A 25,103-nucleotide genomic window follows, 5' to 3' on the forward strand; every position below is an offset into this window, starting at 1 on the left:
TAAATATTTAATAGTGGCTTATAGCTAAGCCACAAAGTTGTACATTTATTTTTTTCGCATTAATAATGCGTCTTCCCAATTAACCTTTTGTTCTTGTTTATGCTCTTGCTGAGCTTGTTGTTTTTCATCAGACTGTTCATCTTTTTCTACATTTTCAGATGATTCTGCTTTTTGAGTTTTTTCGATAATATCCGCATGAATTAACGTTTTAGTCGCTTTTCTCGGTGGTTTATCTAAAAATGATAGTAAAACTTTGGTGTACTCAGATTCCGGCGTATAAAACACTTTTTCTCGTGAACCTTGTTCAACAATTTTACCGTCTTTCATTACTACAATCTGATGACATATTGAATAGACTAAGGCAAGATCATGGCTAATAAACAGATAGCTAAGATGATGTTTCTCTTGCAATGATTTAAGTAAATTAATTATCTGCTTTTGAATTGTATGATCTAAAGATGACGTTGGCTCATCTAAAATTAATAGTTCCGGTTGCAATATTAAAGCTCTAGCAATCGCTATTCTTTGCCGTTGTCCACCAGAAAACTCATTTGGATAACGAAAACGCATTTCAGGGTCCAAACCAACCTCTAGCATAATATCAATTACCGCTTGTTCTCGCTCAGCTTTAGTCAATTTTTTATGTGTCATTAGACCTTCACTGATAATTTGCTCAACATTAAAGCGCGGATTAAGTGATGAAAAGGGATCTTGAAATACAACCTGAATCCGGCTACGGAATGGTAATAACTTCTTACCAGATAAATTCTGGATAGGATGGCTATCAAATAGGATATCACCTTTTGATTTGATTAAACGTAAAATAGCCAGTGCGGTGGTACTTTTACCTGAGCCTGACTCCCCAACAATACCAACTGTCTCACCTTGATGTACTGCAAAACCAATATTATCAACAATTTTTTTCTTTTTGCTGCTAAATAATCGTTTTTGAGTAACGACCTCAACATCAAGATGATTCACATTCAGCAATATACCGGGAGTATCAGGTAAAGGAACCGGTTCACCACTAGGCTGAGAATTTAATAATGTTTGAGTATATTCATGCTGTGGACGCAAAAAGATACGTTGTTTATTATTGAATTCAACAATTTGGCCATCCTGCATTACCGCTACTTTATCTGCCAATTTTTTTACTATGCCCAAATTATGTGAAATAAATAACATGCTCATATTAAGCTCTTTTTTGAGCTCTTTGAGTAATTCAATAATCTGTCCCTGAACAGAAACATCTAAAGCAGTAGTTGGTTCATCAGCAATTAATAATTTTGGATGAGTTAAAATGGCCATGGCAATCATTACACGTTGCCTTTCACCGCCAGATAACTGATGAGGATAAGAAGCCAGTTTGCTTTTAGGATCTTTAATGCCAACCCGATCGAGATATTGTAAGATTTCACCTCGAGCCACATTACGTCGCATACCCCGATGTAAAGATAAGACTTCATAAAGTTGTTTTTCAACGGTATGCAATGGATTAAGTGATACCATTGGCTCTTGAAATATCATACTAATTTCATTACCGCGAATTTTACGCAATTGTTTTTCAGAGGCATGTAATAATGATTTATCTTCGAAAATAATATCTCCTGAAGGATAAATCACTCGCTCTTTTGATAACAGCCTTAATATTGACAGTGCTGTTACACTTTTACCAGAGCCTGACTCACCGACTAATGCTACTGTTTCTTGTTCATTAATATCAAAACTAATAGCGTCAACAACTTGATTTTGTGAATGCTGGCCTGTTTTAAAGGCAATACTTAAATCAATGATAGATAATAAAGGAGAACTCATTTATATACTCCTTTGTTTGGATCGAATGCATCTCTAATTGCTTCACCAATAAATATTAACAGTGACAATAAGATGGAAATAACTAAAAAAGAACTAATTCCTAACCAAGGCGCTTGCAAATTATTTTTGCCTTGTAGTAATAATCGCCCTAAAGATGGTGAATCAATTGGTAAACCAAAGCCAAGAAAATCAAGTGCCGTTAGTGTTGAAATTGAACCACAAAGAATAAATGGTAAAAATGTTAATGTTGCCACCATCGCATTTGGTAGCATATGTCGTAACATAATTTTACTATCGCTTACTCCCATAGCCTTAGCGGCTCGAATATAATCGAAGTTACGGGTTCGGAAGAATTCTGCTCGAACAACACCGACCAATGCCATCCAGCCAAATAACACCGTAATACCTAATAACCACCAAAAATTAAGCGGTAAGATACTGGCAAGCAGAATTATCACAAATAGTTCAGGTAAACCACTCCAAATCTCAATAAATCGTTGTCCTAATAGATCAACTTTTCCACCATAATAACCTTGAATCGCGCCAATTAGCACGCCGATAATGGAGGTAAAAAAGGTAAGAAACAGGGCAAAAAACATTGAAACTCTAAAACCATAGGCAATGTTTGCTAAAACATCAAATCCAGCATCGGTGGTGCCAAGCAGATGGTTTTTTGATGGTGGTGTAGGAAACGTGCTGGTTGTGTCATGAATCACAGTATTATGAGTATAACGAAATGGAGGCCAAAGTATCCAACCATCAGACTCAATCTTATTTTGTACCGCCGGATCTAAATAATTAGTTTGTGTTTTAAATTGTCCACCAAATTCAGTTTCCGGATAAAAATGGAATATTGGCGAATAATAGTTATTTTGATACTTGATAAATATTGGTCGATCATTAAATATAAAATCAGAAAATAGGCTGATTATAAATAATATTGAAAATAACCATAATGAATAATACCCACGTCGATTGCGTTTAAATCGTTGCCAACGTAGCTGATTAATTGAATAGTGCGTAGTCATCAGTTGCGAGCCTCAAAGTCAATACGTGGATCGATTATCATATAAGATAAATCTGATAAGAGTTTGGTAATAAGCCCAATCAATGTAAATATATACAATGAACCAAAAATAACCGGGTAATCACGCTGTATAATTGCTTCATAGCCGAGAAGACCCAATCCATTAAGCGAAAAAATAGCTTCAATCAATACTGAACCGGTAAATAAAATACCAACAAATGCAGCAGGAAAACCCGATACAATAAGCAAGGTTGCATTACGAAAAACGTGCTTATACAGAATTTGCCTTTCACTTAACCCTTTCGCTCTGGCAGTAACAACATATTGTTTACGAATCTCATCTAAGAATGAGTTTTTGGTTAACATGGTTAGTGTGGCAAAACCACTTACTACCATAGCAATAGTCGGTAAGCAAATATGCCACGCATAATCTTTTACTTTGCCCCAAAAATCTAATTGTTCAAAATTATTAGAAATCAATCCGCGCAGCGGGAAAATATCCCAATAACTGCCACCTGCGAACAAAACAATTAATAATACGGCTAATAAAAAAGCGGGTATTGCATAACCAATGATAATTAACGTACTTGACCAAAAATCAAATCTTGAACCATCTTTAACCGCTTTACGAATTCCTAATGGGATTGAGATTAAATAAATGATTAATGTACTCCATAATCCCAATGAAATAGAAACAGGTAAACTTTTGGCAATTAAACTTAATACTGATTCACTTTTAAAAAAACTGTTACCAAAATCAAACTGGATATATTGCTTTAACGTATTGATGTAGCGTTCCCAAATTGGTTTATCAAACCCATACTGCTTTTCAATCATTGCCACTATTTCAGGATCTAAACCGCGTGCACCACGATAATTTGATTTATTTTTTGGTTCGGTCAACTTTACCGGAATATTTTCACTGCCAGGCAGCAATACTTGCCCAGCTTGAGGCCCATTCTCCATCATAGCTAAAGCTTGATCAACGGGGCCACCTGGTGCAATTTGCACAATAAAAAAATTGATAGTCAAAATGATTAGTAAGGTTGGTATAATTAGCAATAATCGACGGATAAAATAATTCAACATATTAGTGTACTCTATTCTTTGTCAAACTAGCTGCTTTGTCTGCATCATACCACCAGCTACCAATACCTATTCCATAAGCTGGCTGTATGGCTGGTTGCCCAAACTTGTTCCAATATGCATAATAAGTTTTGCTGTTATACCACATTGGAATCATCGGATATTCTTGAGTTAAAATACGATCAAGCGCTCGCCCCAGTGAAATTAACTCACTTTGATTACCTACATTTTTAATTATTTCAGCAATAATCGAATCAATTGCCTGATTATGTAAGCCGGAACCATTATATGTAGAGTTTAAATATTCACTTCCCCAAAAAAGTACTAAACCTGAAGATGGATAGTCTATTGCACTATAATTACGTGGCATCATGTCATAATCACGCTCACGCATTCTGCGCGTCAATTGGGCATAATCTAATGAAGTTATTTTCATTGTAATCCCTAAACGGGCTAAATTTTGCTGAAATGGAATTGCATATTTGACGTCCGCACCCGTATAAGTTAATAGCTCAAATTCAAAAGGTTGCTCGGTTTTAGCATTAATTAACTTACCATCGTTAATAATCCAACCCGCTTCTTCTAACAATTTAGCGGCGGTTAATAAGTTATTGCGGTTAAAACCGTGTCCATCACTTTTCGCAATAGTATAGGCATCATCAAAGGCTTGCTCGGGAATAATATCCTTATATGGTGTTAACCATTTAAGTTCTTGTTCACTAGGTTTACCTTTTGCAGCATAAATGGTATTTTCAAAAAAGCTAAACGGTCTTTTATAACTATCATAATAAAAGGCGTGATTAAGCCATTCAAAATCAAAAGCTAAAGTTATTGCTTGGCGAACTTTAACATCTTTAAAAAGATCTTTCTGCAAATTAAACGCTAACCATCTAGTATCTACTGCAGTTTCGACGTTTTTTTCTTGCTTTATGATATCTTTTGCATCAAAGTATTTTCCTTGATATTGAGTAAACCAGTTTTTTGGTTGCCCTTCACCTCGAAAATCGTATTCCCCAGCTTTAAATGCCTCTAGAGCAATACTATCATCTATATAATAATCAATACGCTTTTCATCAAAATTATCTAAACCTTTATTAACAGGTAAATCTTTTGCCCAATAGTCAGGATTACGCTTATAAACCACGTACTGTCCCATTTTATAATCACTAATATAATAAGGACCGCTGCCAACAGGAGGGGTGCTTAACGGTTCAGAAAAATTACGATCTTGCCAAAAATGTTTAGGTAAAACATGCATACTACCAACAAAAGAAAGTAATTTTTCGCGATCGCTTTCTGGTAATTCAACACGGACTCGATAATCATCTATAACTTTAACATTTACCCCTTTGTTATAAACTCGATATTGTGAAACACCTTCGGTCATAAATTTATGAAAAGTAAATTCCACGTCATATGCGGTTATTGGCTTACCATCCTGAAAACGTGCATTAGGATTAATCGAGACTTCTGCCCAACGATAACTATCAGAATAAGTAATTGAAGTTGCTATCAGTGGATAAAAGCTGGAAATATCATCGGCTGTTGAGGTAAACAGAGAATCGTATAACTCACCAGAATAATGTTCAGGTGCGCCACGACTAGCATAACGGTTAAAATTATCAAAGTTACCTATTTCATGTAGTTTGATAATCCCACCTTTAGGGGCATTGGGATTCACATATTCTAGATGGTCAAAATTTTCAGGATATTTCGGATCACCCAATAACGAAAAAATGGTTTTATGGTAAATATGCTCGGTAGGTTGACTCGATTCAATTCTGTCAATCGGCTGGGATTCAATGGTCTCAGTTGATGGGTTAGCTTGTAGCGGTGTATCTGACAGCAAAGTGACATTTGGTTCTTCTTCGGCATAGACAGTCATTGAACAAAATAATAATCCACTCAAACAGCTTGAGATGAATAACTTTTTGATATTTTTTTTTCTTTGACTAATCATCCTAATTTAGTTCCTGTTTTATCAACAATTTATCAAAATAAGATTTTACCCTATTCAGTATTAAAAATTTCAAACGATTTAGAATACGCTAAATAACATAGTAAGTTAACTATTTTGCCAAACTTCCAGCGAATGAGCAAAACCTTATTAATAAACTTAATAATGAACAGCGATTATAACATTAATTGTTATCAATATTTGTTTAAGATTTATTCTTTTATAGAAAACAAATTTTAACTAGATAAGAATAAATCGTCATGATTCATAATAAAAAAATTTTGAGGAACGGGGTTTTTTAGTATAAAAATTTAGCAATTTAATCGATATTCTTTTATTATTTTAGAATCATTAATGATACTCAGCTAAATATTCCAACCAGTTAATCATCTAAAATAAGGATATCCGTTTTAATGCTTGAATCATTCTACAAATATTGGGGAAAATGCCAACAAGGCGATCAGTCAGATAATTATCACCTTTTAGCCTACCACAATTTAGATGTTGCAGCTTGTGGATATCATATAGTAAAAAACAATTATTTTAATTCTGCAGAGCTATTTGAACAGATTGGTTTTTCATCAGATGAGACAGAAACAGCCGCCCTTTGGTTCGCCTATTTTTTAGCTTGGCATGATATTGGCAAATTCGCTAATGGATTTCAGCAATTATTCAAACACAATAATCCCAATCTTGTCGCTCCAGATCCTGCCAAAAGTTATTTAACTCGACATGATTCTCTTGGACACTGGTTATGGAAGAATTATTTAATGCAAGAATCAGAAATCCAATTAGAACATTACAATTATAATATTGACCAAATATATAATATTTGGTTATTAATCATGACCGGCCACCATGGCAAGCCACCAATCTTAGATGCCAAAGGCAACTTAGCATTTAATTCACAAGATAAACAAGCATCTTTAGATTATATTAAAGCAATTAATAAGTTGTTTATTGTAGATAATCGGTTAGCTGGTTACCACACTAGTTTTTTTGATAAAAAATCTCGCAAAATTCTCAGCAAACTGAGCTGGTTAATCGCAGCCATAACAGTTATCAGCGATTGGTTAGGTTCCAATGAGGAATTTTTCCCTTTTTGTTCAAAATCAATGGAGTTATCGGAGTATTGGGTAAACTATGCACTCGCTAATGCTGAAAAAGCCGTAACAACTTTACCTAAAAGGTCCTCCATTACTCCTTTTAATGGAATTAAAAACCTGTTTCCATTTATAGAAAAACCGACACCACTACAGCAACAAGCACTATCCTGCCAATTAACCAATATTGAACCTGAATTATTTATTATGGAGGATGTCACCGGTGCCGGTAAAACCGAAGCATCTATGATTTTGGCTCATAGATTAATGGCTGCCGGGAAAGCTCACGGTATTTACATCGGTATGCCTACTCAAGCAACCGCTAATGGTATCTATCAACGAACGGCACAGATCTACGGTCAATTGTATCAAGCCGATAGCCATCCATCTCTGGTTTTGGCTCATGGTGCAAGTTACATGAATCCGACTTTTACTCAAACAATAATTAATTTAGATAATATTAGTCAGCAAAAATATCTCAACAATGATAATTCAGCCAGTAGCGAGTGCAATGAATGGTTTGTCGATACTCGTAAAAAGTCATTACTGGCGGAAGTTGGGGTTGGTACATTGGATCAAGCTTTGATGGCTGTAATGCCGTTTAAACATCAATCGTTACGATTATTAGGGTTGCGTCATAAATTACTTATTTTAGACGAAGTTCATGCTTATGATAGTTATATGGTAAAACTATTAGAATCATTATTGCATTATCATGCATCGCAAGGTGGCAGTGCAATTATTCTTACTGCGACTTTACCATTTTTTCTGCGCGAAAAATTGCTTAACGCCTTCTATAATGGATTAACATCAACACCATCATCTTTAACACTTAATACAGATTTACCTTTTCCTTTATTTACTCAACTAAATCAAAAAAACTTAGTCGAACAAGCAATAGAAACAAGAGATGAAGTAAAGCGACAAGTTAAGATTGACTGGATTGATAATATCAATTCCGGTATAGAAAAAATAAAGAAAGCAATTGAGCAAGGAAAAATTATTTGTTGGATAAAAAATAGTGTGGCTGATGCCATTAGTTTATATCAACAAATAAAACAAAATTTGCATCTTGATAGTAAGCAAATTTTGCTATTTCATAGTCGTTTTGCTTATTGTGATCGTTTGGCTATCGAGCAAAAAACTATCGAATGGGCGGGAAAAACCTCAAATAACAACATTCGCTCGGCAAAAATCATAATTGCGACTCAAGTCATTGAGCAATCATTAGATCTTGATTTTGACGAAATGATTAGTGACATTGCACCTATTGATCTATTGATTCAACGTGCAGGGCGTTTACAACGACATGTGCGAGATAAACACGGAAATATCAAATCACCCACCCACCAAAATCAACCACGTGATGAGCGAAATCAACCTATATTGACCGTATTTGCGCCAACATGGCAGGATGATCCAAGTGAAGATTGGCTAGATAATCCAGAATTTTGCAATACTAAATATGTTTACGCTAATCATGCCTATTTATGGTTTACCCAACGGGTTTTACGTGAAAGAGGTGTTATAACAATGCCTGAAGAGGCAAGACTACTTATAGAAGCTGTTTATCGCCATGATCTTGAACCACCAGAAGGTTTACAAGAGGCTTTTTATCAAGCATTAGGACAACAACTAGGACAAAGTTCACAAGCTAAAAGTATTATATTGAATTTTAATAAATGCTATAGCCGTGAACAGTTCAATGGTGAATGGGATAAGGAAATTGAAGTTTCAACCCGTTTATCAAAAGATAATATTGATCTTTATTTAGCATATCAACAAGATGGAAAAGTTATTCCTTACTGTAGTAGTAACGAATACGCATGGGAACAAAGCCATGTTACAATTAGTGCATCTAAATGGGCTAGAGTTAAAAAAGCCGTCCCACAACTTGACCAACAGCATCTAGAAAAATTGAGACAACAAATACATAGACCAAATGCCATTATTGTGTTAATTGAGACAGAAAAAGAACCTTCTTTTTATTCCAAGGAATTAGGCTTTTATCTAAATTAATTTAAAGTTAAATATTAATAATTTTAACTGGCAATAAGTTGAGTGAATTTCATACAGAAAAAATCGGTAAAAAATTACTCCCTTATATTTCAATTATAAAACAATTAGTTATAATTAGGGTGTTCCCTATACACATAGGGATAAACCGCGTGTCGCTGGCAGAGTGACAGCCGTTTTTAAGTGTTCCCTATACACATAGGGATAAACCGTCTCTCCTCGAGCAAATTCTTAACTGTTTTATGTGTTCCCTATACACATAGGGATAAACCGTTTGCTCTTTATAAGATAGCACAATATTGTGAGTGTTCCCTATACACATAGGGATAAACCGAGATATCGCACACATGAAGGATATGTCTAAAAGTGTTCCCTATACACATAGGGATAAACCGCGTGCCAACCGCCCACGTTTTGACGAGCGAATGTGTTCCCTATACACTTAGGGATAAACCGCAGTTTGCACTAGACATGATCCGGGTTGGCTTTGTGTTCCCTATACACTTAGGGATAAACCGCCGATAATTCTTTCCCTGATTTTGTTGATGGTGTGTTCCCTATACACTTAGGGATAAACCGGTAAGTTTAGTGCGACCGTTCGTGGTGTTGGAGTGTTCCCTATACATATAGGGATACACCTTATTACTGGCTAATTCGTTAAAACTGCCTGGCTAGATTTGGGTGAGGATGGAATACTTTGATCATCTGCAAAAATCAGTAGTTCGCCGTCGCTATATCTAACGTTTTATGATTGATGGTGAGGTTAAGACAATGTTAGCTGTATTAGAGTGTTTAAATGAGCATAACTTAAAACCCAATCGCCGACACGTTGGATAGGCTGCGCGTGGGATTGGAGGTCCTGTCGGAGACTGCCCGCGAATACCTTTTAAATAGTATAGGTAAAAAAATGACTGGCGTAAATATTGAATTCAATGTACAAGATGCACTAGACGCACTAATCAACATAGAATTTGCTTTGCTCGATACACATTGTTTATTTAATCATATAAGTGAAACATTACTTGATATTCATGAAGTACGCTTTAATACACAGGAATCACCTGATGGTATACACCATGGCAAGCATTATCACCATGGTATCAAGAAAGTAAGCCAAAACAAAAAAATAAAATCTTAACGCTCGATGGCACACTGCGCAGGTTGTTCCTTATATACATAGGGATAAGCATAGATTTAGTAATTAGTTAGAATAAAATATTAATTAGCTTTGATTAACCCAAGCCAAAATATTTTGGATGGCTGTTTTAGCTTGATGGCTATTTTTCCAACATGATGATCCAGTTAGTAAAGCACCTTTATTTAATATTTCATCTAAATTGCTATTACGTAGTTTTTCGAAGGAATCTAATTCCATCTGTTGTAATCTTTCAATAATTTTATCGCCAACATATTTAAGTTGTAGCAATTGTTCTTTTTCTAATTCTGAAAAGGCCATTTTTTTCCATCCATTTAAAAAAATTGTTATGATGTTACTAATGTGAATTTAGTTTTTTCCATTTCCTGATTTTAGTTCTAAAGGATTTAAATGGTGCAACTGAATTAATGTGAATAAATCGTGCCACAGGCCATGCTGAAGGATAAGGTTTTGTCCAATTGCGAGCATCTTTAGTAAAAAGCGTATTATCATCTAATGACTCAATCCAACTATTCCAAGTAGTCAGTTTTTGCTTAAATAATTGGATCAGTTCTTGTAATGAATAATCTTGATATATTTTATAAAAATGTTGGTATAATTCACCTAACTGATTCCATTTATATCCTTCCGCTGGTAGTATAGGCGTTTGCCCAGCAAGTTCGGCATCATCCCAAGATTTTACAAGATCTAACCATCCTAATTGATAAGCTATCATTTGGGCTGGTGTTCGATCAACACCTTCAATCAGTTTATCTTTCTCCGCTTCGGTTAATCCACTGAATTCATCAATAAATAGCTTAGCTGTTTTATTAATTTCATCTAATAGTTGTTGTTTATTGGCGTAATTCATTTTATTTACCATTATTATTAAAATACTTTAATTCTTCATCAATAAAATATCTAACTAAGTTAGCATACAATTCTTTAATTACATCGCCATTGAGACCTAACTCATCAGCCCAAAGTTTACGTTGCTCAAGCATGCTATTAAAACGTTCTTTAGCTTGCACATCGGTAGCATTTTTTTTGAATTGGCTTGCTGTTTTAACATAGTCAAAACGAGTTGCGAGTAATTGAATTACCAGATGATCTATATTATCAATTTCCGCTCGAATATCATTCATATCACGACATTCATTTGCTAAGATTTTTGGATTGTATTGAATCATATTTAATGACTAATAATTGCTAGTTTTGCTATCTTAGCACTGTATAAATATTTCTAAAAGGATTTGAATTGCAGAATTTAGAATTGGTGGAGCCAAGGGGGATCGAACCCCTGACCTCAACGCTGCCAGCGTTGCGCTCTCCCAGCTGAGCTATGGCCCCTAAAGGGATAAAAAACTGTGGCTAATAATATGCAACTAGTTAAAGGGTGTCAAATAAATTAATATTATTTGCTCAAAAAAAAAGCTAACAAAGCTCTGTCAGGCTATGACAGAGCTTGAATGATTAACGTAAAATTGCGTTTTGATCCGCGCCTTCTGCTTCAACTTTTGGTGGCATAAAGTGTTCACGTTTCACACCTAATTTAAGCGACATATATGCTGCTACGTAAATTGATGAAATTGTACCTAACACAATACCAACCCCTAATGTTTCAGAGAAACCTTTTAACATTGAACCACCGAAAATATATAAGATAATAACAACGGCTAACGTTGTGCCAGATGTCATTAAGGTTCGATGTAATGTTTGAGTTAATGAGATGTTGATAACATCATATGGCGACGCACGTCGTATTTTTCTAAAATTCTCACGAATTCGATCGAATACAACGATAGTATCATTAAGTGAATAACCAATTATAGATAACATTGCTGCAATAATGGTTAAATCTAATTCACGATCAAAGAGTGATAAATAGCCAGCGGTAATGACTACGTCATGCGCTAATGCTACAACAGCACCAGTACCAAATCGCCATTCAAATCGAAATGCAATATAGATTAAGATACATATTAATGCGGCGCAGATCGCCAAAATACCATCTTGAGCTAATTCAGAACCAACCGTAGGTCCAACGAATTCAACTCGCTTAATTTCAGCATTACTATCAATATCTTTATGTACTAAATTAGAGATTTTAGTACCTAATGCATTATCAATTGCAGATGATGCACTACCCTCATTTTGATTGGCGGTGGCTAAACGGATAATAATATCTTTACTGCTGCCATAATACTGAACGACTGGTTCATGATAACCTGCATCACGTAAACTATTACGTAAATCATCAAGATTTACGGCTTTAGTTACTGTCAGTTCAACTGTGGTGCCACCGGTAAAATCCTGTCCAAGATTAAAGCCTTTAACAAGAACAACCACAAATGAAGCAATAACCAATAACATTGAGATAACAAAAGCGATGAAGCCAAATTTTAAAAAGTCGAGTACTCTTCGTCCATGATTTAATTCTCTAACATCATGATTTTCTTTTTTATTAATAGTCACAATAAACCTCTAAATTGATAACTTATTGACGCGACGACCACCATAAATAAGATTGGCCAGAGCTCGAGTCCCTACGATCGAGGTAAACATCGATGTTACAATACCGATACCTAATGTAATGGCAAAGCCTTTGATAGAACCTGTACCTACTGCATAAAGAATAATCGCAGTTATTAATGTGGTAATATTGGCATCAAAAATACTACTCCAAGCGCCAGCATAACCTTCGTTAATTGCATGTTGGACACCTCGACCATTACTGAGCTCTTCTTTTATACGCTCATTAATTAAAACATTCGCATCAACCGCCATACCTACAGTTAGTACGATACCGGCAATACCTGGCATACTTAATGTTGCCCCAGGTAATAAAGACATTGCACCAACAATAAGAATTAAGTTTGCAACTAATGCAAGGCTAGCGAATACACCAAATAAACGATATACCACTAACATAAAGATTACCGAAATTAATAATCCCCATACACAAGATTCTAAACCTTGAGTAATATTTTCTTGCCCCATTGACGGACCAACGGTACGTTCTTCAATTATTTGGATCGGCGCAATCAATGCACCTGCTCTTAATAGTAGTGATAAGTTTCTAGCTTCATCAACACTACTAATCCCAGTTACTTGGAATCGGTCACTAAAAATACCTTGGATCGTTGCTACATTGATAACTCTCTCTTGTTTTTCAAGAATAGGTTTATCATTTTCATCACGTTTTCCTGTATCTTTATATTCAACAAATAATGTTGCCATTGCTTTTTTCAGATGTTTCTGCGTGAAATCAAGCATAGTTTTGCCGCCAGCACTATCTAAGTTAATAGAAACTTCAGGCTGGCTATATTCATTTACTCTAAATGAAGAATCGGTAATATGATCACCTGTTAATACTACACGTTTATAAAGTAAGACCGGACGACCATTTTCCATATATTTTATTTCAGAACCATATGGAACACGCATTTCACCTTTTAAAATAGCTTCTAAGTCAGTTGAACCATCTTCATTTACTTGTCTAAACTCGAGGGTTGCAGTTGCACCTAAAATTCGTTTAGCTAATGCAGTATCTTGAATACCAGGTAACTCAACAACAATACGATCAGAACCTTGACGTTGAACAATTGGTTCAGCAACACCTAATTGATTAACACGATTACGCAAAATGGTGGTATTTTGTTGTACAGCATCACTTTTAGCTTGTTGTAGCCGCTGTTGGCTGACACTAATAACGATGCTATTTTCACTTTGCGAAGTTAATTCATAATCTTGCAATCCATTAATTTTAGTAATAGCTTTGTTTCGATCTTCTGTATTATCGAATTGCATTAAGATTTGTTGATTACTACTTTTATTTAATGCTTTGTAATTTAGATTATTTTTATTGAACTCTGCTTTTAAATTTTCAATCGATTGTTCTGTCAATTTACTTAACGCAGTAGTCATATCTACTTCCATTAAGAAATGCACACCACCACGCAAATCAAGCCCTAATTTCATGGGTTCGGCACCAATCATCGTTAACCATGATGGTGTTGCAGGCGCTAGATTTAGTGCAACAGTATAATCATCACCTAATTCTTGTGATATTAATTCCTTAGCTTTCAGCTGAGTATCATTATCACTTAAACGAATTAAAATAGATTTATTTTCATAAACTAGTGATTTAGGTTCAATTTGATTTTTCACCAAAAGTTGTTTGACTTTATCTTGCGTAGCAACATTAATTTCGGCACTATTTGAACCTGAAATTTGTATAGCGGGATCTTCACCATAAATATTTGGAAGAGCATAAAGTAGGCCGACGCAAATCACGACGACCAACATAATGTACTTCCACAAAGGATAGCGATTTAGCACGACATATTCTCTTGTGGGATTAGATAATTAATACAATGAATTATAATAGCAAAATCTATTATAATGATTTCATTGTTCCTTTTGGTAATACCGATGTGATGAAGTCACGTTTGATAACAACTTCAGTTGTATCATTTAACTCTAACACAATATAACCATTTTCATTAACTTTTGATACTCGACCAATAAGTCCACCATTAGTTAATACTTCATCACCTTTTGAAATAGAAGCCATTAACTCACGATGTGCTTTAGCACGTTTTTGTTGTGGACGCATAATCATAAAATAGAAAAATAGCCCAAACACCACCAACATAATTGGCATTATGTAATCGCCACCAGGCTGAGCACCATCAGCTGCGTATGCATTAGAAATAAAAAAGTCCATATTGGTCCTCTTAATGAATATAAAAATATTAAAGTGCAGAATTATAACACAATAAATAAATCGATTATTAACTATTTCTTGCCAATATCTTTTAAGTCAACAACAAATATCTCTATTATTAACAATTTTATTCAATTAACTAAATAAATACAGTACCCGCCAACAATGAACCAGCAAAAAAATTAAGTCGTTAAATATTGTGCCATACTAACCAAGTTAAATAACCATTTAGGATAAACACCACATACCATGGTTAATAATGCTGCGATAACAATAAATAATTCACTCACTTTTATATCTTGCCATTTCAATTTAATAATAGAATTATTACTTGAGAAATCATCATGGCTGATAGGCGGCCTAATATAAAGATTAAGAATAAGTCGTGAGTAGAAATATAAACCTATAGTACTACCAATCACTACTGCAGCAATTAACCACCATAACTCAGCCGTCACACCTAATAGTACTAAAAGAAAACGTCCTACAAAACCTGCTGTAAGTGGTGCACCTGCTAGAGATAATAAACCAACTCCCATTGCCAAGGCTAAAATAGGGCGACGCCAAAATAATCCTGAAAGATCAATTTCCTTTTCATGATCCTGTAACTCATTGGAATGGGATTCTAAGCTGATCACGCCTAAAACACAGATGTTGGCAAAAATGTAGCCAATTAAATAAACACCTATTGTTTCTAAAGCGAGCACCTGATACTGCACGGCAATTAAAGCCAGCAAAAGATAGCCAAAATGGGCAACTGAGGAATAAGCCAATAACCTTTTTAAGCTACTTTGCATTAATGCCAATAAATTTCCCCATAAAATTGAACAAAAGGCCATGATAACCAAAATAATACGGATTGTTTCATTATTTACTATTGGTGCTAATAAAAATAGTCTGGCAATAGCACAAAACACGGCGACTTTACCTACCGTTGATAGTAGTAATGAAACAACTGTCGGAGCCCCTTGGTAAACGTCAGGTAACCAAAGTTGGAAAGGTACCAGCGAAAGTTTAAAACCAATACCAACTAGCATTAAACAAATACCAATTAATAATAATGTACTTGGATAGGTCATGGTTGATAATTGATAACTTAAACCACTAAATGTCAGTTCGCCAGTCGTAGCATAATAAAAAGCAATACCCATTAACAAAAATGAACTAGCAATGGCAGACAAAATCATATATTTAATCGCAGCTTCTAGCGCATGGGTTTGGATGTATTGATAGCCGATTAAGCCAATAAATGGAATCGAAAGTAATTCAATTCCAAGAAAGAATGACATTAAATGACTAGCATAAACTAAAGTGATTCCGCCTAATGTCATAAATAGTAAAATTATATAGAATAATCCATGGTTGATTTCTTCTTGTACAAACCATCGATAAGCTAATGATGCGACCACAATTGAAATGATTAAAATTAAGCTTGTATAAAGTAACCCATAACCATCACAAGTAAATAACGCAGTAACATGATGAGCTCCCCATTCGTTATTAGCATCATTCTGCTGAGTATCATCTACATTAGGTGACGATCCAACCATATCATTATTTTCTGTAACAGACTCTGTAATTTCCGAATTTTCCGAGGTAGTGATTTCTTGTTCTGTAGGTACGGCATCAATAGCTACCGTTTGTTCAGTTGCAGGCGTTTTATCACTAGTATCTAGTGGCGAAGAAACAGATATTTGCATATTGTCACTACTAATATCTGATATTGCTTGGGTATTAAATGAAATTTTATACCCCAAAATTGCTGAGAAAACTAATGCAAAAATTAATCCCGATATGGTTAAAGTAGCACATTTTTTAGTATCTATTTTGAAAATAAATAATGCGATGAGCAAAACTATTATGGCAAAGCTCAATATAAATATTGGCAATAAAGCTATCATAAGTTATTACTCTCCCACTCTTTCAGTAATTATATATTGCAGTGTTTGGTTGACAATAGAATAAGACATATCTAAAACCATTTTTGGATATAATCCAATAAAAATTAATACAATAAGCACACTAGACAATAGAAAAATATCTTTTTTACTCAGCAAGTGTTTTGTAACCGTAATTTTATCAACTACGCCATAAAAAATAGGTTGCATGCGAATAATTAACGATATCGACAATAACAATAATCCAATTGCCAGTAAGATAGTGTAATAAGGATATGAGTTATAACTACCTAATAACATCATATAATTACCAACAAAGTTAGCCGTTCCTGGAATACCTAACACAGCTAACATAAAAAATAGAGTAAAAGAAGACAAATACTTTACTTGCTCTTTTAAGCCAACGAATTGATTAATGTTTCGGGTTAAATAACATTCTGCTAACAAACCACTTATTATAAACATACCAACAATAGCTAAATTAACAGCTATCATTTGAATAACAACACCTTGGAAAGCAATAACTGAGCCGCTATAAATAATAGCCGTGACAAATCCCATTAAAGCAATATGGATATAAGCAATCAGCTTCTTAATATCTGTCTGATTAAAAGCAAGTAAAGCGGTATAAAACAACGTACATATAGCCAACACTAAAATAAACGGCATAATCGTTAGCGAAGCATTAGGAAAAAGTGGGATCACAAAACGTAATAAACCAAATGCCGCTGTATTAACTAACAAACCACTTATCATCATCGAACCACTTGTTGACGATTCAATATGTGCTTCAATAAACCAATTATGAAAAGGGATTAAAGGAATACGTATAATAAAAGCAGCTAAAAAGCCTAGCATTAATAAAAATTCGGTATTACTTGAAATCGGCGTATTAGTTAAAATTTGATAATCAAAAGTCCATTTCGCCGTTATGTTCCAGTTGATTAAAGCCAATGATACAATCGATATTAGCATTAGTAGGCTACTTATCTGAGTGTAAATTAAAAATTTGCTAGCACCATTAAAACGTAATTGTGAATTTAAATCTCGTCTGCCCCACAACGAAATTAAAAAATAGATTGGAATAGCTACCGCTTCCCAGAAGAAAAACATTAAAAACAGATCAGTGATTACAAATAACATCATAATGGCTGATGCCATAAATAATACACATAAATAAAATAATCCGACATTATTAAGATTTTCTTTACTAGAATAAACAATAACTAACAATACAACAAAGAGTGTTGAACTAATAACAATCAAAGATAAACCATCTAATACCAAATGAAAATGAATACCAAGTAAAGGGATCCAATCAATATTAACTTCTTTAATCCAGTTTGGACTTTGTTCTAAAGAACTGCTTGCATCTGCCCATAAAACAATTACCAAAATAAACGTGATTAATATGGTTATAAGAGCAATCATCATTGGTAAACGTTGCCAACGCAACTGTATATCGGTTGAAGTCATGATTCTCTGTAAAAATACATGACAAAGCCAACCAATAAATCCGCCAATTACAGGTAAGAAAACAAGCCATAACAACATTAAGTTCACACCTTTATCAAATAAAAATCAATAACATTAATATAATAATGCTACCTATTACCATTGAAACCATATACCATCTTATTTGTCCGTTTTCTAAACTGACAATATAAGCATTTATTTTCTTTATCCCCCACATAATCCAATCATCCCATAAGGCTAATGGATCCTTTTTCAATAAGTTTGCTAAATAAATATATGGTTTTACAAAAACATTATTTAACAAATAGTCAAATCGCCAATCACTTTTACATAATTTTCCTAACGATTTGATCATCGGAGTATTGAGAATTTCATGAACTTCAGCGTTCGGATGAGCATAAAGAATATAGGCAATGACTAAACTTAATAAGGTTACTGCACACAGCAATATTCTAAATGGGATCTGACCTTGCGTATCTAAATTGGCTATTGGGATTATCCCTTTTATCGGCAATGGCAAGTAAATAAACAGTGCCGTAGTAAATATCAATAAGATAAAAAGCGGATAATAATTTATTTTTCTGATTCTTATTATCTTTTCAATTTTAATTGAATGATGGAAAACCAAAAATATCAATCGCCAAATACATAAACTAGACAATAAAATACCTAATAAGCCGATAGTACCGGCCATTAAACTATCTTGAGCCATTAATCCCCAAATAATATCACCTTTAATATAAAATGATGCTGACACCCACGGTAAGGCACTAAGTGATAACATGATTACTAAGAAGATTGCATATAAAACTCGATTAGACTTTAACAAGCCACCAAGTTTATTGATGTCTCGTTCACCTTGGCACTGTTTGATTAAAATTGCAGAAGCAAGAATGAGTAATGTGCTAGTTACAGCATAATTAATCAAACAACTTAATGACAAATTCCAGCTCTGGGTCGAAAATGCATAAAATAGATAACTTATTTGCGCTAAATTGATATAAGTTATAATCTGTTTTATATCATTTTGAACCAAAGCAATACTACTGGCAAAAATAACAGTCAAAGAAGCAAATAAAAGCATTATATTAAGCGTATCACTTGACATCATAAACAGATTGCTTAGTCTTAAGACCAGATAAACACCAGCAAATATAACAGTAGAAGATTGCAATAACGCAACCGCTGGCATCGGTGCTAGTGTTGTTTCTTTGAACCATGAATGCATTGGGAAAAGCGCAGATTTACTCATAGCGCCAAGAAATAACATTAACGTAATCCAAAAAATAATATCTGAATCAACAGCTAAATCATTATGCGCTTTTATTAAAATATCGCTAATTTTTAATGTTTCTAAAGTCTGATAAAGTAAGAATATACCTATGATTAGAAAAATATCAGTTAAATGCATCATAACAAATGCTTTAACGGCAGCATAACTATTGCGAGCTTGTTTGTAGTAGATACCAATAAGTAAGTAAGTACTTATACTCACCCCTTCCCAACCAAGTAACATCACAAACAAATTATCAACAAGAACAACCGTTAACACACTTGCTATAAGTAAATTGCTATATGCATAAAAAGTATAAATATCTTTTCTCGATTTTAAATAACAGGCGGCAAAAAAATAAATCAATAAACCAAAGAATGATATTAATACTAAGAATGTTAGTGATAAGCCATCTAGTGTTAAAGATATAGGAACTTCAAAATCACCGACTGAAAACCAAGTCCATAAATTTCTTGTATAAACCAATGTCATATCAGGAACAGTATTGGTAGTAAAATCAATACAAGAAAATATTGTTATTAATCCAACAAGAAACATCGTACAAATCCCGATTAACATAACATTAATGGATTGTATTTGTCGCCCAAAACAGACTAATATCAAGAAAGATAATAATGGAACAATGATAGTTAAATAAAGTAAATTCATCCTTTCATTTCACTCAATGAGTCAATATTAAAGTTTTTACGTCGATAAATTAATTTTACCAGTAAAGCAAGCCCGACAGATATTTGAGCTAATACCGCCGTTACCGCTAATATAGCAAGCACCTCTCCATCAGATTGCTGCCAATAACTACTTGCAACAAAAAGTGCTGCAATGGCTCCATTATTCATGATGACAAGACTTAACAATAAGAAGTAGAGATTACGTCTAATCATTACCCCTAAAAGCCCTATTACAAATAAGATAGAGGCAAAAATCAAACCATACATAAGTGGTATCACATTATTTCTCCGACAGCATTCGATGCATAAAATGATAAGATATAACTGCAGCACCTAATAATAAAAATGTAGCTAACTCAGCCATTAATACATAAGCATAGATTGACATTTGGTGCATCAATTCATGAGATTCCGTGAACTGTGTATAGTCAGTGCTTACTACGCCATAAATAAGAACAACTAATAAAATAAACGCTAAAACTAATGGTCCTAGCCAAATTTTGGGACTGATACCATGTTTACCATTTTCAACATTGTCGCGACGCATTTCGAGCATTAAAGAAACAGCCCTAAACAGAATGACAGCTCCACCAATAAAAAAAAGAATATATAAAACAGCCGAAATATATGTTTCAAGGAGAATAAATATTAATGCTGATGCAAAAAGTGATATAGCCAGATATAAAATTGCTTTTTCTACTCGCCGACAAAAAATCACTTTTATACTTGCAAAAACAGCAATTATCGATGCGATATAAAAAACAACGATCATTAATTCATCCAATACTTATTCATAATGGCATTAGTATATACTTAATTGACAACAATATACAGTTTACTAACGCAGTGTTAATACAAAAAAGTCTTTCTAAATAAAATTTTAACTTTTCATAATAGTAAGAATATTTATTTAGCAAATATAATAAAAACAATAGAAATAATAAAATCCATAAAATTTTATTATTTAAATTCAATACAACATTGTTATAAAGTATGTATCCTGAGCAATTAATCTATATTTATACCTTTTTCTTTAAATTGTCATTTTAATCATACAGTTTAAACGCACTTAGGCAAAAATATAAACAAGTAGAGAATAGAATGAATAATCAATACTCATCAATGCGAAGTAACGTCAATATGTTAGGCACCCTATTAGGCGATGCAATTAAACGCGCAACAGGTAATGAAACTTTCGATTTAGTCGAAAAAATCCGTCAGTTATCCAAATCGGCGCAACAAGGAAATAAACAAGCGCATAGTGAATTACTTAAGTTAATTGAGAATCTTAATGATCAAGATCTACTTCATGTTGCACGTGCATTTAACCAGTTTTTAAATTTAGTTAACACTGCTGCAGAGTATTATGGTATTTCGCCTCATGGCGAAGCATCAAGTAGTCCTAAAAAGATGACTGAATTATTCAAATCACTTAAAAACTTAAATTTTGCTCCTCAGACTATTTCACAAGCGATTGATAATTTATCTATTGAGTTAGTACTTACTGCTCATCCAACCGAAATCAATCGCCGCACAATGATTAATACTTATACCGCAATTAATAGTTGTTTATCACAACTTGACCATAATGATTTAGCCGATTATGAAAAAGAACGGATTATGCGTCGTTTAAAACAGCTCGTTTGCCAAGCATGGTATACCGACGAAATTCGTAAAAAACGCCCTACACCTCTTGATGAAGCTAAATGGGGATTTTCGGTTATTGAAGATAGTTTATGGGAAGGTGTTCCTCTATTTTTACGTGAGTTCAATGATCAACTAGTTGATTCATTTAATGAAGAGCTATCCGTTGAACATGTACCAGTTAAATTTACCTCATGGATGGGCGGAGATCGAGATGGCAATCCAAATGTCACAGCTAAGGTGACAGAAAAGGTCATGTTACAAGCCAGATTAAAAGCAATTGAATTATTTTTAGCGGATATTCAGATTCTAGTTCGTGAATTATCCATGACAGAATGTAGTCAATCGGTTATTGATTTATTAAACGAACAAAATAAAACTGCATCAGAGCCTTACCGAGCCGTAATGAAACAACTACGATCTCGTTTAGTTAAAACCCACGGTTATATCATTTCACTATTAAACAATGAGCAAGTTTTAGCGCCAGCCGATCTTTTGACTAAAAATGAACAATTATGGACACCACTTTATATCTGTTATGAATCTTTAATAGAGAATGGCATGTCAACTATTGCTCATGGGCCATTATTAGATACATTAAGACGTATTAAAAGCTTTGGATTGCAATTAGTTCGATTAGATATTCGTCAAGATAGTTCTATACACACAGAAGCATTAGACGCTTTAACTAAAGAACTTAATTTAGGTAGTTATGCCTCATGGACAGAAGAAGAAAAACAGGAATTTTTATTAGCTGAATTACAATCTAATCGACCATTACTTCCTTATAATTGGCAACCTGATGAAATGGTTCAAGAAGTGTTAGATACCTGCCGAGTTATCAAAAAAGCTGGTGAGGAATCAATTGCTTCTTATGTAATTTCAATGGCCAAAGCACCTTCTGATATCTTGGCCGTTTATTTACTTCTAAAAAGTGTTGATTGCCAAAAAAATATTCCTGTTGCGCCATTATTTGAAACCTTAGAAGATTTAAATAATGCTAAATCTGTTATGCAAAAACTTTTAGATATTCCTTGGTATCGTGAAAAGATCAATGGCAAACAGATGGTAATGATTGGCTATTCAGATTCTGCGAAAGATGCAGGAACACTTGCTGCGTCATGGGCACAATATCGGTCACAAGAAGAATTAGTCAATTTGTTTGAAAAATATAATATTAACTTAGTATTATTCCATGGTCGTGGTGGTTCAATTGGACGTGGTGGTGCACCAGCTCATGCGGCTTTACTTTCACAACCACCAGGATCACTTAAAGGTGGTTTACGTGTTACAGAACAAGGCGAGATGATTAGATTTAAGCTTGGTCTACCTGAGGTTGCACTTAGTAGCTTAATGCTTTATGCATCAGCGATTTTACAAGCAAATTTACTTCCACCTCCAGAGCCTAAGCAAGTCTGGCGAGATATTATGGATGAAATGTCAGATTATTCTTGCCAATGCTATCGAAGCTATGTTCGAGAAAAAGCTGAATTTGTTGATTATTTTAGAGCAGTTACACCAGAAGCAGAACTAGGTAGATTACCATTAGGTTCCCGTCCACAAAAACGTCGAACAGGTGGTGGAATTGAGAGCCTACGTGCAATACCATGGATTTTTGCTTGGACTCAAAACCGTTTAATGGTGCCTTCATGGCTTGGTGCAGGTAGTGCACTTAGAGTTGTTATCCTTGAAGGTAAAAAAGAGCAATTGCAAGATATGTATCATAATTGGCCATTTTTTAATGCTCGTTTAGGAATGCTAGAAATGGTTTATGCCAAAGCAGCACCAAATATTCATGAATATTATGAACAACGTCTAGTTTCCTCTACATTATGGCCATTAGGTGATGAATTAAGAAATTTATTAACTGAAGATATCAATACTGTACTAACCATCACGGATGATATTAGCTTAATGGCTGACTTACCATGGATTGCCGAGTCAGTCGCATTGCGTAATACTTATATTGAACCACTTAACTTATTGCAAGCCGAATTATTGAGTCGTTCTCGTAAAAATAATGATGAAAATAGTATTGTTGAACAAGGATTAATGATAACAATTTCAGGTATTGCAGCAGGAATGCGAAATTCAGGATAATAAAAAAGGGCTTATTCGCCCTTTTTATTTTGAGAAAGTTGTTCCAAATATGCTTTAGCATCTTCATCACCTTGCTCGCTAGCTTTGGTGAACCAATAAATAGCTACATTAATATTTTGTTTAACATCCTGACCTTCAAGGTATTTAATAGCTAAATTATATTGAGCATCAACACTTCCTTGATTGGCGGCTTTATTATACCAATCTATAGCTTTTTGTTCGTCTTTAGGGACCCCACCACCGACATCATACATAACAGCAATATTATATTGGGCATCAGCATTACCACCCTCGGCTGCTTTAGTAAACCAATGAGCTGCTTGAGTATTATCTGGTCTTGTCCCCGAGCCAGTTGCATACATAATACCTAAATTATACATCGCCAATACATGACCTCGTTCTGCGGCTTGCGTATAAAAATAAAGTGCTGCAACATAATCCTGAGTTAAACCATCACCATTTTGAGACATTAATCCTAAATAATATTGTGCTTCAGCATTATTATCTTTTGCAGCTTGACTAAACCAATCAGCAGCAATCATTCGATCTTTTTCTACATCATCACCAAAAAAGTACATAATACCCAGATTTAAATAGGCATCATAAATACCTTGATCGCCTGCTTGGGTAAAATAATTAATCGCAGCAGAAATATCTTTAGCAACTCCTTCACCATTTTTATACATTAACGCCAAATTATATTTAGCTAAAGGATAATTCTGATCAGCTGCCAATTTAAAAAATTTGAATGCTTCAGATAAATTCGCTTTGGTTCCTAATCCATTTTGATACATATAAGCTAAATTATTTTGTGCTTTAGCTAATCCTTGTTCCGCAGCTTTATTGAACCAAAAAAATGCTTTTAAATCATTAACTTCAACACCTAACCCTTGTTTATAAATGGTACCGAGATTATATTGTGATTGCATATCACCCTTTTCAGCAGCAAGCAATAAAGAAGGTATTAGTGAACCTGGGTCGCTCACTTTTAATTCCGTATCAGGCTGTGTTTTAGCTTCACTTGCCATTACTCCATAAGAGATAAATAACATCAAAGCCAATATAATTTGAAGTTTTTTCATAATTGTCTAAATGCCATAATATTGGCAATAATTATACATAATTGCTCCAAAAGGGAATAGTTTTGTTTTGCAA

The 25,103-nt window shown here is 34.2% G+C and carries 19 protein-coding genes, 1 tRNA gene and 1 CRISPR repeat array; of the genes, 3 read left to right on the forward strand and 17 right to left on the reverse strand.

Translation table 11 applies throughout. The features are described from left to right. Nucleotides 1-45: 45 nt before the first annotated feature. The 4 genes from yejF to H3U97_RS05670 are packed head-to-tail and all read right to left on the reverse strand — an operon-like array spanning nt 46 to nt 5,888. Complete coding sequence (yejF, locus tag H3U97_RS05655) at nt 46-1,815, reverse strand: microcin C ABC transporter ATP-binding protein YejF (protein WP_198198475.1); 1,770 nt, start codon at nt 1,813-1,815, stop codon at nt 46-48. Continuing rightward, nucleotides 1,812-2,843 (reverse strand): ABC transporter permease, encoded by a 1,032-nt coding sequence (locus H3U97_RS05660; RefSeq protein ID WP_065614357.1) that lies wholly within the window; start codon nt 2,841-2,843, stop codon nt 1,812-1,814. Before H3U97_RS05660 ends, yejF begins: the two co-directional genes overlap by 4 nt. Continuing rightward, nucleotides 2,843-3,931, reverse strand: a complete 1,089-nt coding sequence (locus H3U97_RS05665) for a microcin C ABC transporter permease YejB (RefSeq protein ID WP_086360725.1) — start codon at nt 3,929-3,931, stop codon at nt 2,843-2,845. The genes H3U97_RS05660 and H3U97_RS05665 overlap by 1 nt, the downstream gene beginning before the upstream one ends. Nucleotide 3,932: 1 nt before the next feature. After that, nucleotides 3,933-5,888, reverse strand: a complete 1,956-nt coding sequence (locus H3U97_RS05670) for an extracellular solute-binding protein (protein WP_198198476.1) — start codon at nt 5,886-5,888, stop codon at nt 3,933-3,935. Between the two features lie 410 nt (nt 5,889-6,298). Here H3U97_RS05670 and cas3 point away from each other — a divergent pair, with 410 nt between their 5' ends. Both cas3 and H3U97_RS05680 read left to right on the forward strand, forming a co-directional pair. Next, entirely contained in the window at nt 6,299-9,007 is a 2,709-nt protein-coding gene (cas3, locus tag H3U97_RS05675; protein WP_198198477.1) for a CRISPR-associated helicase Cas3', read from the forward strand. Nucleotides 9,008-9,126: 119 nt separating this feature from the next. Then, a CRISPR array of direct repeats spans nt 9,127-9,644; the repeat unit is 29 nt; unit sequence GTGTTCCCTATACACATAGGGATAAACCG. 267 nt (nt 9,645-9,911) lie between these two features. Continuing rightward, entirely contained in the window at nt 9,912-10,142 is a 231-nt protein-coding gene (locus tag H3U97_RS05680) for a hypothetical protein (protein ID WP_198198478.1), read from the forward strand. Nucleotides 10,143-10,226: 84 nt separating this feature from the next. On the opposite strand, the gene H3U97_RS05685 is transcribed toward H3U97_RS05680, so the two are convergent. The 12 genes from H3U97_RS05685 to H3U97_RS05740 form a co-directional block, all read right to left on the reverse strand. Beyond that, the gene (locus tag H3U97_RS05685) at nt 10,227-10,460 is read right to left on the reverse strand and encodes a hypothetical protein (RefSeq protein ID WP_065577746.1); all 234 of its coding nucleotides are present in this window, start codon (nt 10,458-10,460) and stop codon (nt 10,227-10,229) included. A gap of 37 nt (nt 10,461-10,497) precedes the next feature. Then, nucleotides 10,498-11,010 (reverse strand): ClbS/DfsB family four-helix bundle protein, encoded by a 513-nt coding sequence (locus H3U97_RS05690; protein WP_198198479.1) that lies wholly within the window; start codon nt 11,008-11,010, stop codon nt 10,498-10,500. A 1-nt stretch (nt 11,011) separates the two neighbouring features. After that, nucleotides 11,012-11,329: a chorismate mutase gene (locus H3U97_RS05695; protein WP_065650830.1), complete on the reverse strand. Its 318-nt coding sequence runs from the start codon at nt 11,327-11,329 to the stop codon at nt 11,012-11,014. 84 nt (nt 11,330-11,413) lie between these two features. Beyond that, a tRNA-Ala gene (locus H3U97_RS05700) sits at nt 11,414-11,489 on the reverse strand. A gap of 123 nt (nt 11,490-11,612) precedes the next feature. After that, complete coding sequence (gene secF, locus H3U97_RS05705; protein WP_198198503.1) at nt 11,613-12,608, reverse strand: protein translocase subunit SecF; 996 nt, start codon at nt 12,606-12,608, stop codon at nt 11,613-11,615. A 15-nt stretch (nt 12,609-12,623) separates the two neighbouring features. Beyond that, nucleotides 12,624-14,480, reverse strand: coding sequence for a protein translocase subunit SecD (gene secD / locus H3U97_RS05710; protein WP_081298790.1), 1,857 nt, complete (start codon nt 14,478-14,480; stop codon nt 12,624-12,626). Between the two features lie 58 nt (nt 14,481-14,538). Next, nucleotides 14,539-14,868, reverse strand: coding sequence for a preprotein translocase subunit YajC (gene yajC, locus H3U97_RS05715; protein WP_065577759.1), 330 nt, complete (start codon nt 14,866-14,868; stop codon nt 14,539-14,541). 182 nt (nt 14,869-15,050) lie between these two features. Next, nucleotides 15,051-16,769 (reverse strand): NADH-quinone oxidoreductase subunit N, encoded by a 1,719-nt coding sequence (locus tag H3U97_RS05720; RefSeq protein ID WP_065577760.1) that lies wholly within the window; start codon nt 16,767-16,769, stop codon nt 15,051-15,053. Between the two features lie 6 nt (nt 16,770-16,775). Then, entirely contained in the window at nt 16,776-18,320 is a 1,545-nt protein-coding gene (locus tag H3U97_RS05725) for a NuoM family protein (RefSeq protein WP_198191932.1), read from the reverse strand. A 16-nt stretch (nt 18,321-18,336) separates the two neighbouring features. Next, a complete protein-coding gene (locus H3U97_RS05730; protein ID WP_065577762.1) occupies nt 18,337-20,184 on the reverse strand; it encodes an NADH-quinone oxidoreductase subunit L in 1,848 nt (615 codons plus the stop codon). Then, nucleotides 20,181-20,483: an NADH-quinone oxidoreductase subunit NuoK gene (gene nuoK, locus H3U97_RS05735; protein WP_065577763.1), complete on the reverse strand. Its 303-nt coding sequence runs from the start codon at nt 20,481-20,483 to the stop codon at nt 20,181-20,183. Before nuoK ends, H3U97_RS05730 begins: the two co-directional genes overlap by 4 nt. Before the next feature lies 1 nt (nt 20,484). After that, nucleotides 20,485-20,976, reverse strand: coding sequence for an NADH-quinone oxidoreductase subunit J (locus H3U97_RS05740; RefSeq protein ID WP_065577764.1), 492 nt, complete (start codon nt 20,974-20,976; stop codon nt 20,485-20,487). A 329-nt stretch (nt 20,977-21,305) separates the two neighbouring features. Between H3U97_RS05740 and ppc the strand changes: the two genes are divergently transcribed. Continuing rightward, the gene (ppc, locus tag H3U97_RS05745; RefSeq protein WP_198198480.1) at nt 21,306-23,948 is read left to right on the forward strand and encodes a phosphoenolpyruvate carboxylase; all 2,643 of its coding nucleotides are present in this window, start codon (nt 21,306-21,308) and stop codon (nt 23,946-23,948) included. An 11-nt stretch (nt 23,949-23,959) separates the two neighbouring features. Here the strand turns inward: ppc and H3U97_RS05750 are convergent, their stop codons facing one another. Continuing rightward, nucleotides 23,960-25,030 carry an SEL1-like repeat protein gene (locus H3U97_RS05750; protein ID WP_198198481.1) on the reverse strand — a complete coding sequence of 357 codons (1,071 nt, stop codon included), beginning with the start codon at nt 25,028-25,030 and terminating at the stop codon, nt 23,960-23,962. Between the last annotated feature and the right edge of the window lie 73 nt (nt 25,031-25,103).

This window comes from Gilliamella sp. W8128 (genome assembly GCF_016100545.1).
In the GTDB taxonomy this organism is placed as follows: domain Bacteria; phylum Pseudomonadota; class Gammaproteobacteria; order Enterobacterales; family Orbaceae; genus Gilliamella; species Gilliamella apis.

Bases quoted from the DNA above. Each gene is read 5' to 3' on its own strand.
- yejF (WP_198198475.1), bottom strand. From the start codon at position 1,815: ATGAGTTCTCCTTTATTATCTATCATTGATTTAAGTATTGCCTTTAAA.
- H3U97_RS05660 (WP_065614357.1), bottom strand. From the start codon at position 2,843: ATGACTACGCACTATTCAATTAATCAGCTACGTTGGCAACGATTTAAA.
- H3U97_RS05665 (WP_086360725.1), bottom strand. From the start codon at position 3,931: ATGTTGAATTATTTTATCCGTCGATTATTGCTAATTATACCAACCTTA.
- H3U97_RS05670 (WP_198198476.1), bottom strand. From the start codon at position 5,888: ATGATTAGTCAAAGAAAAAAAAATATCAAAAAGTTATTCATCTCAAGC.
- cas3 (WP_198198477.1), top strand. From the start codon at position 6,299: ATGCTTGAATCATTCTACAAATATTGGGGAAAATGCCAACAAGGCGAT.
- H3U97_RS05680 (WP_198198478.1), top strand. From the start codon at position 9,912: ATGACTGGCGTAAATATTGAATTCAATGTACAAGATGCACTAGACGCA.
- H3U97_RS05685 (WP_065577746.1), bottom strand. From the start codon at position 10,460: ATGGCCTTTTCAGAATTAGAAAAAGAACAATTGCTACAACTTAAATAT.
- H3U97_RS05690 (WP_198198479.1), bottom strand. From the start codon at position 11,010: ATGAATTACGCCAATAAACAACAACTATTAGATGAAATTAATAAAACA.
- H3U97_RS05695 (WP_065650830.1), bottom strand. From the start codon at position 11,329: ATGATTCAATACAATCCAAAAATCTTAGCAAATGAATGTCGTGATATG.
- yajC (WP_065577759.1), bottom strand. From the start codon at position 14,868: ATGGACTTTTTTATTTCTAATGCATACGCAGCTGATGGTGCTCAGCCT.
- H3U97_RS05720 (WP_065577760.1), bottom strand. From the start codon at position 16,769: ATGATAGCTTTATTGCCAATATTTATATTGAGCTTTGCCATAATAGTT.
- H3U97_RS05725 (WP_198191932.1), bottom strand. From the start codon at position 18,320: ATGTTGTTATGGCTTGTTTTCTTACCTGTAATTGGCGGATTTATTGGT.
- H3U97_RS05730 (WP_065577762.1), bottom strand. From the start codon at position 20,184: ATGAATTTACTTTATTTAACTATCATTGTTCCATTATTATCTTTCTTG.
- H3U97_RS05740 (WP_065577764.1), bottom strand. From the start codon at position 20,976: ATGATCGTTGTTTTTTATATCGCATCGATAATTGCTGTTTTTGCAAGT.
- ppc (WP_198198480.1), top strand. From the start codon at position 21,306: ATGAATAATCAATACTCATCAATGCGAAGTAACGTCAATATGTTAGGC.
- H3U97_RS05750 (WP_198198481.1), bottom strand. From the start codon at position 25,030: ATGAAAAAACTTCAAATTATATTGGCTTTGATGTTATTTATCTCTTAT.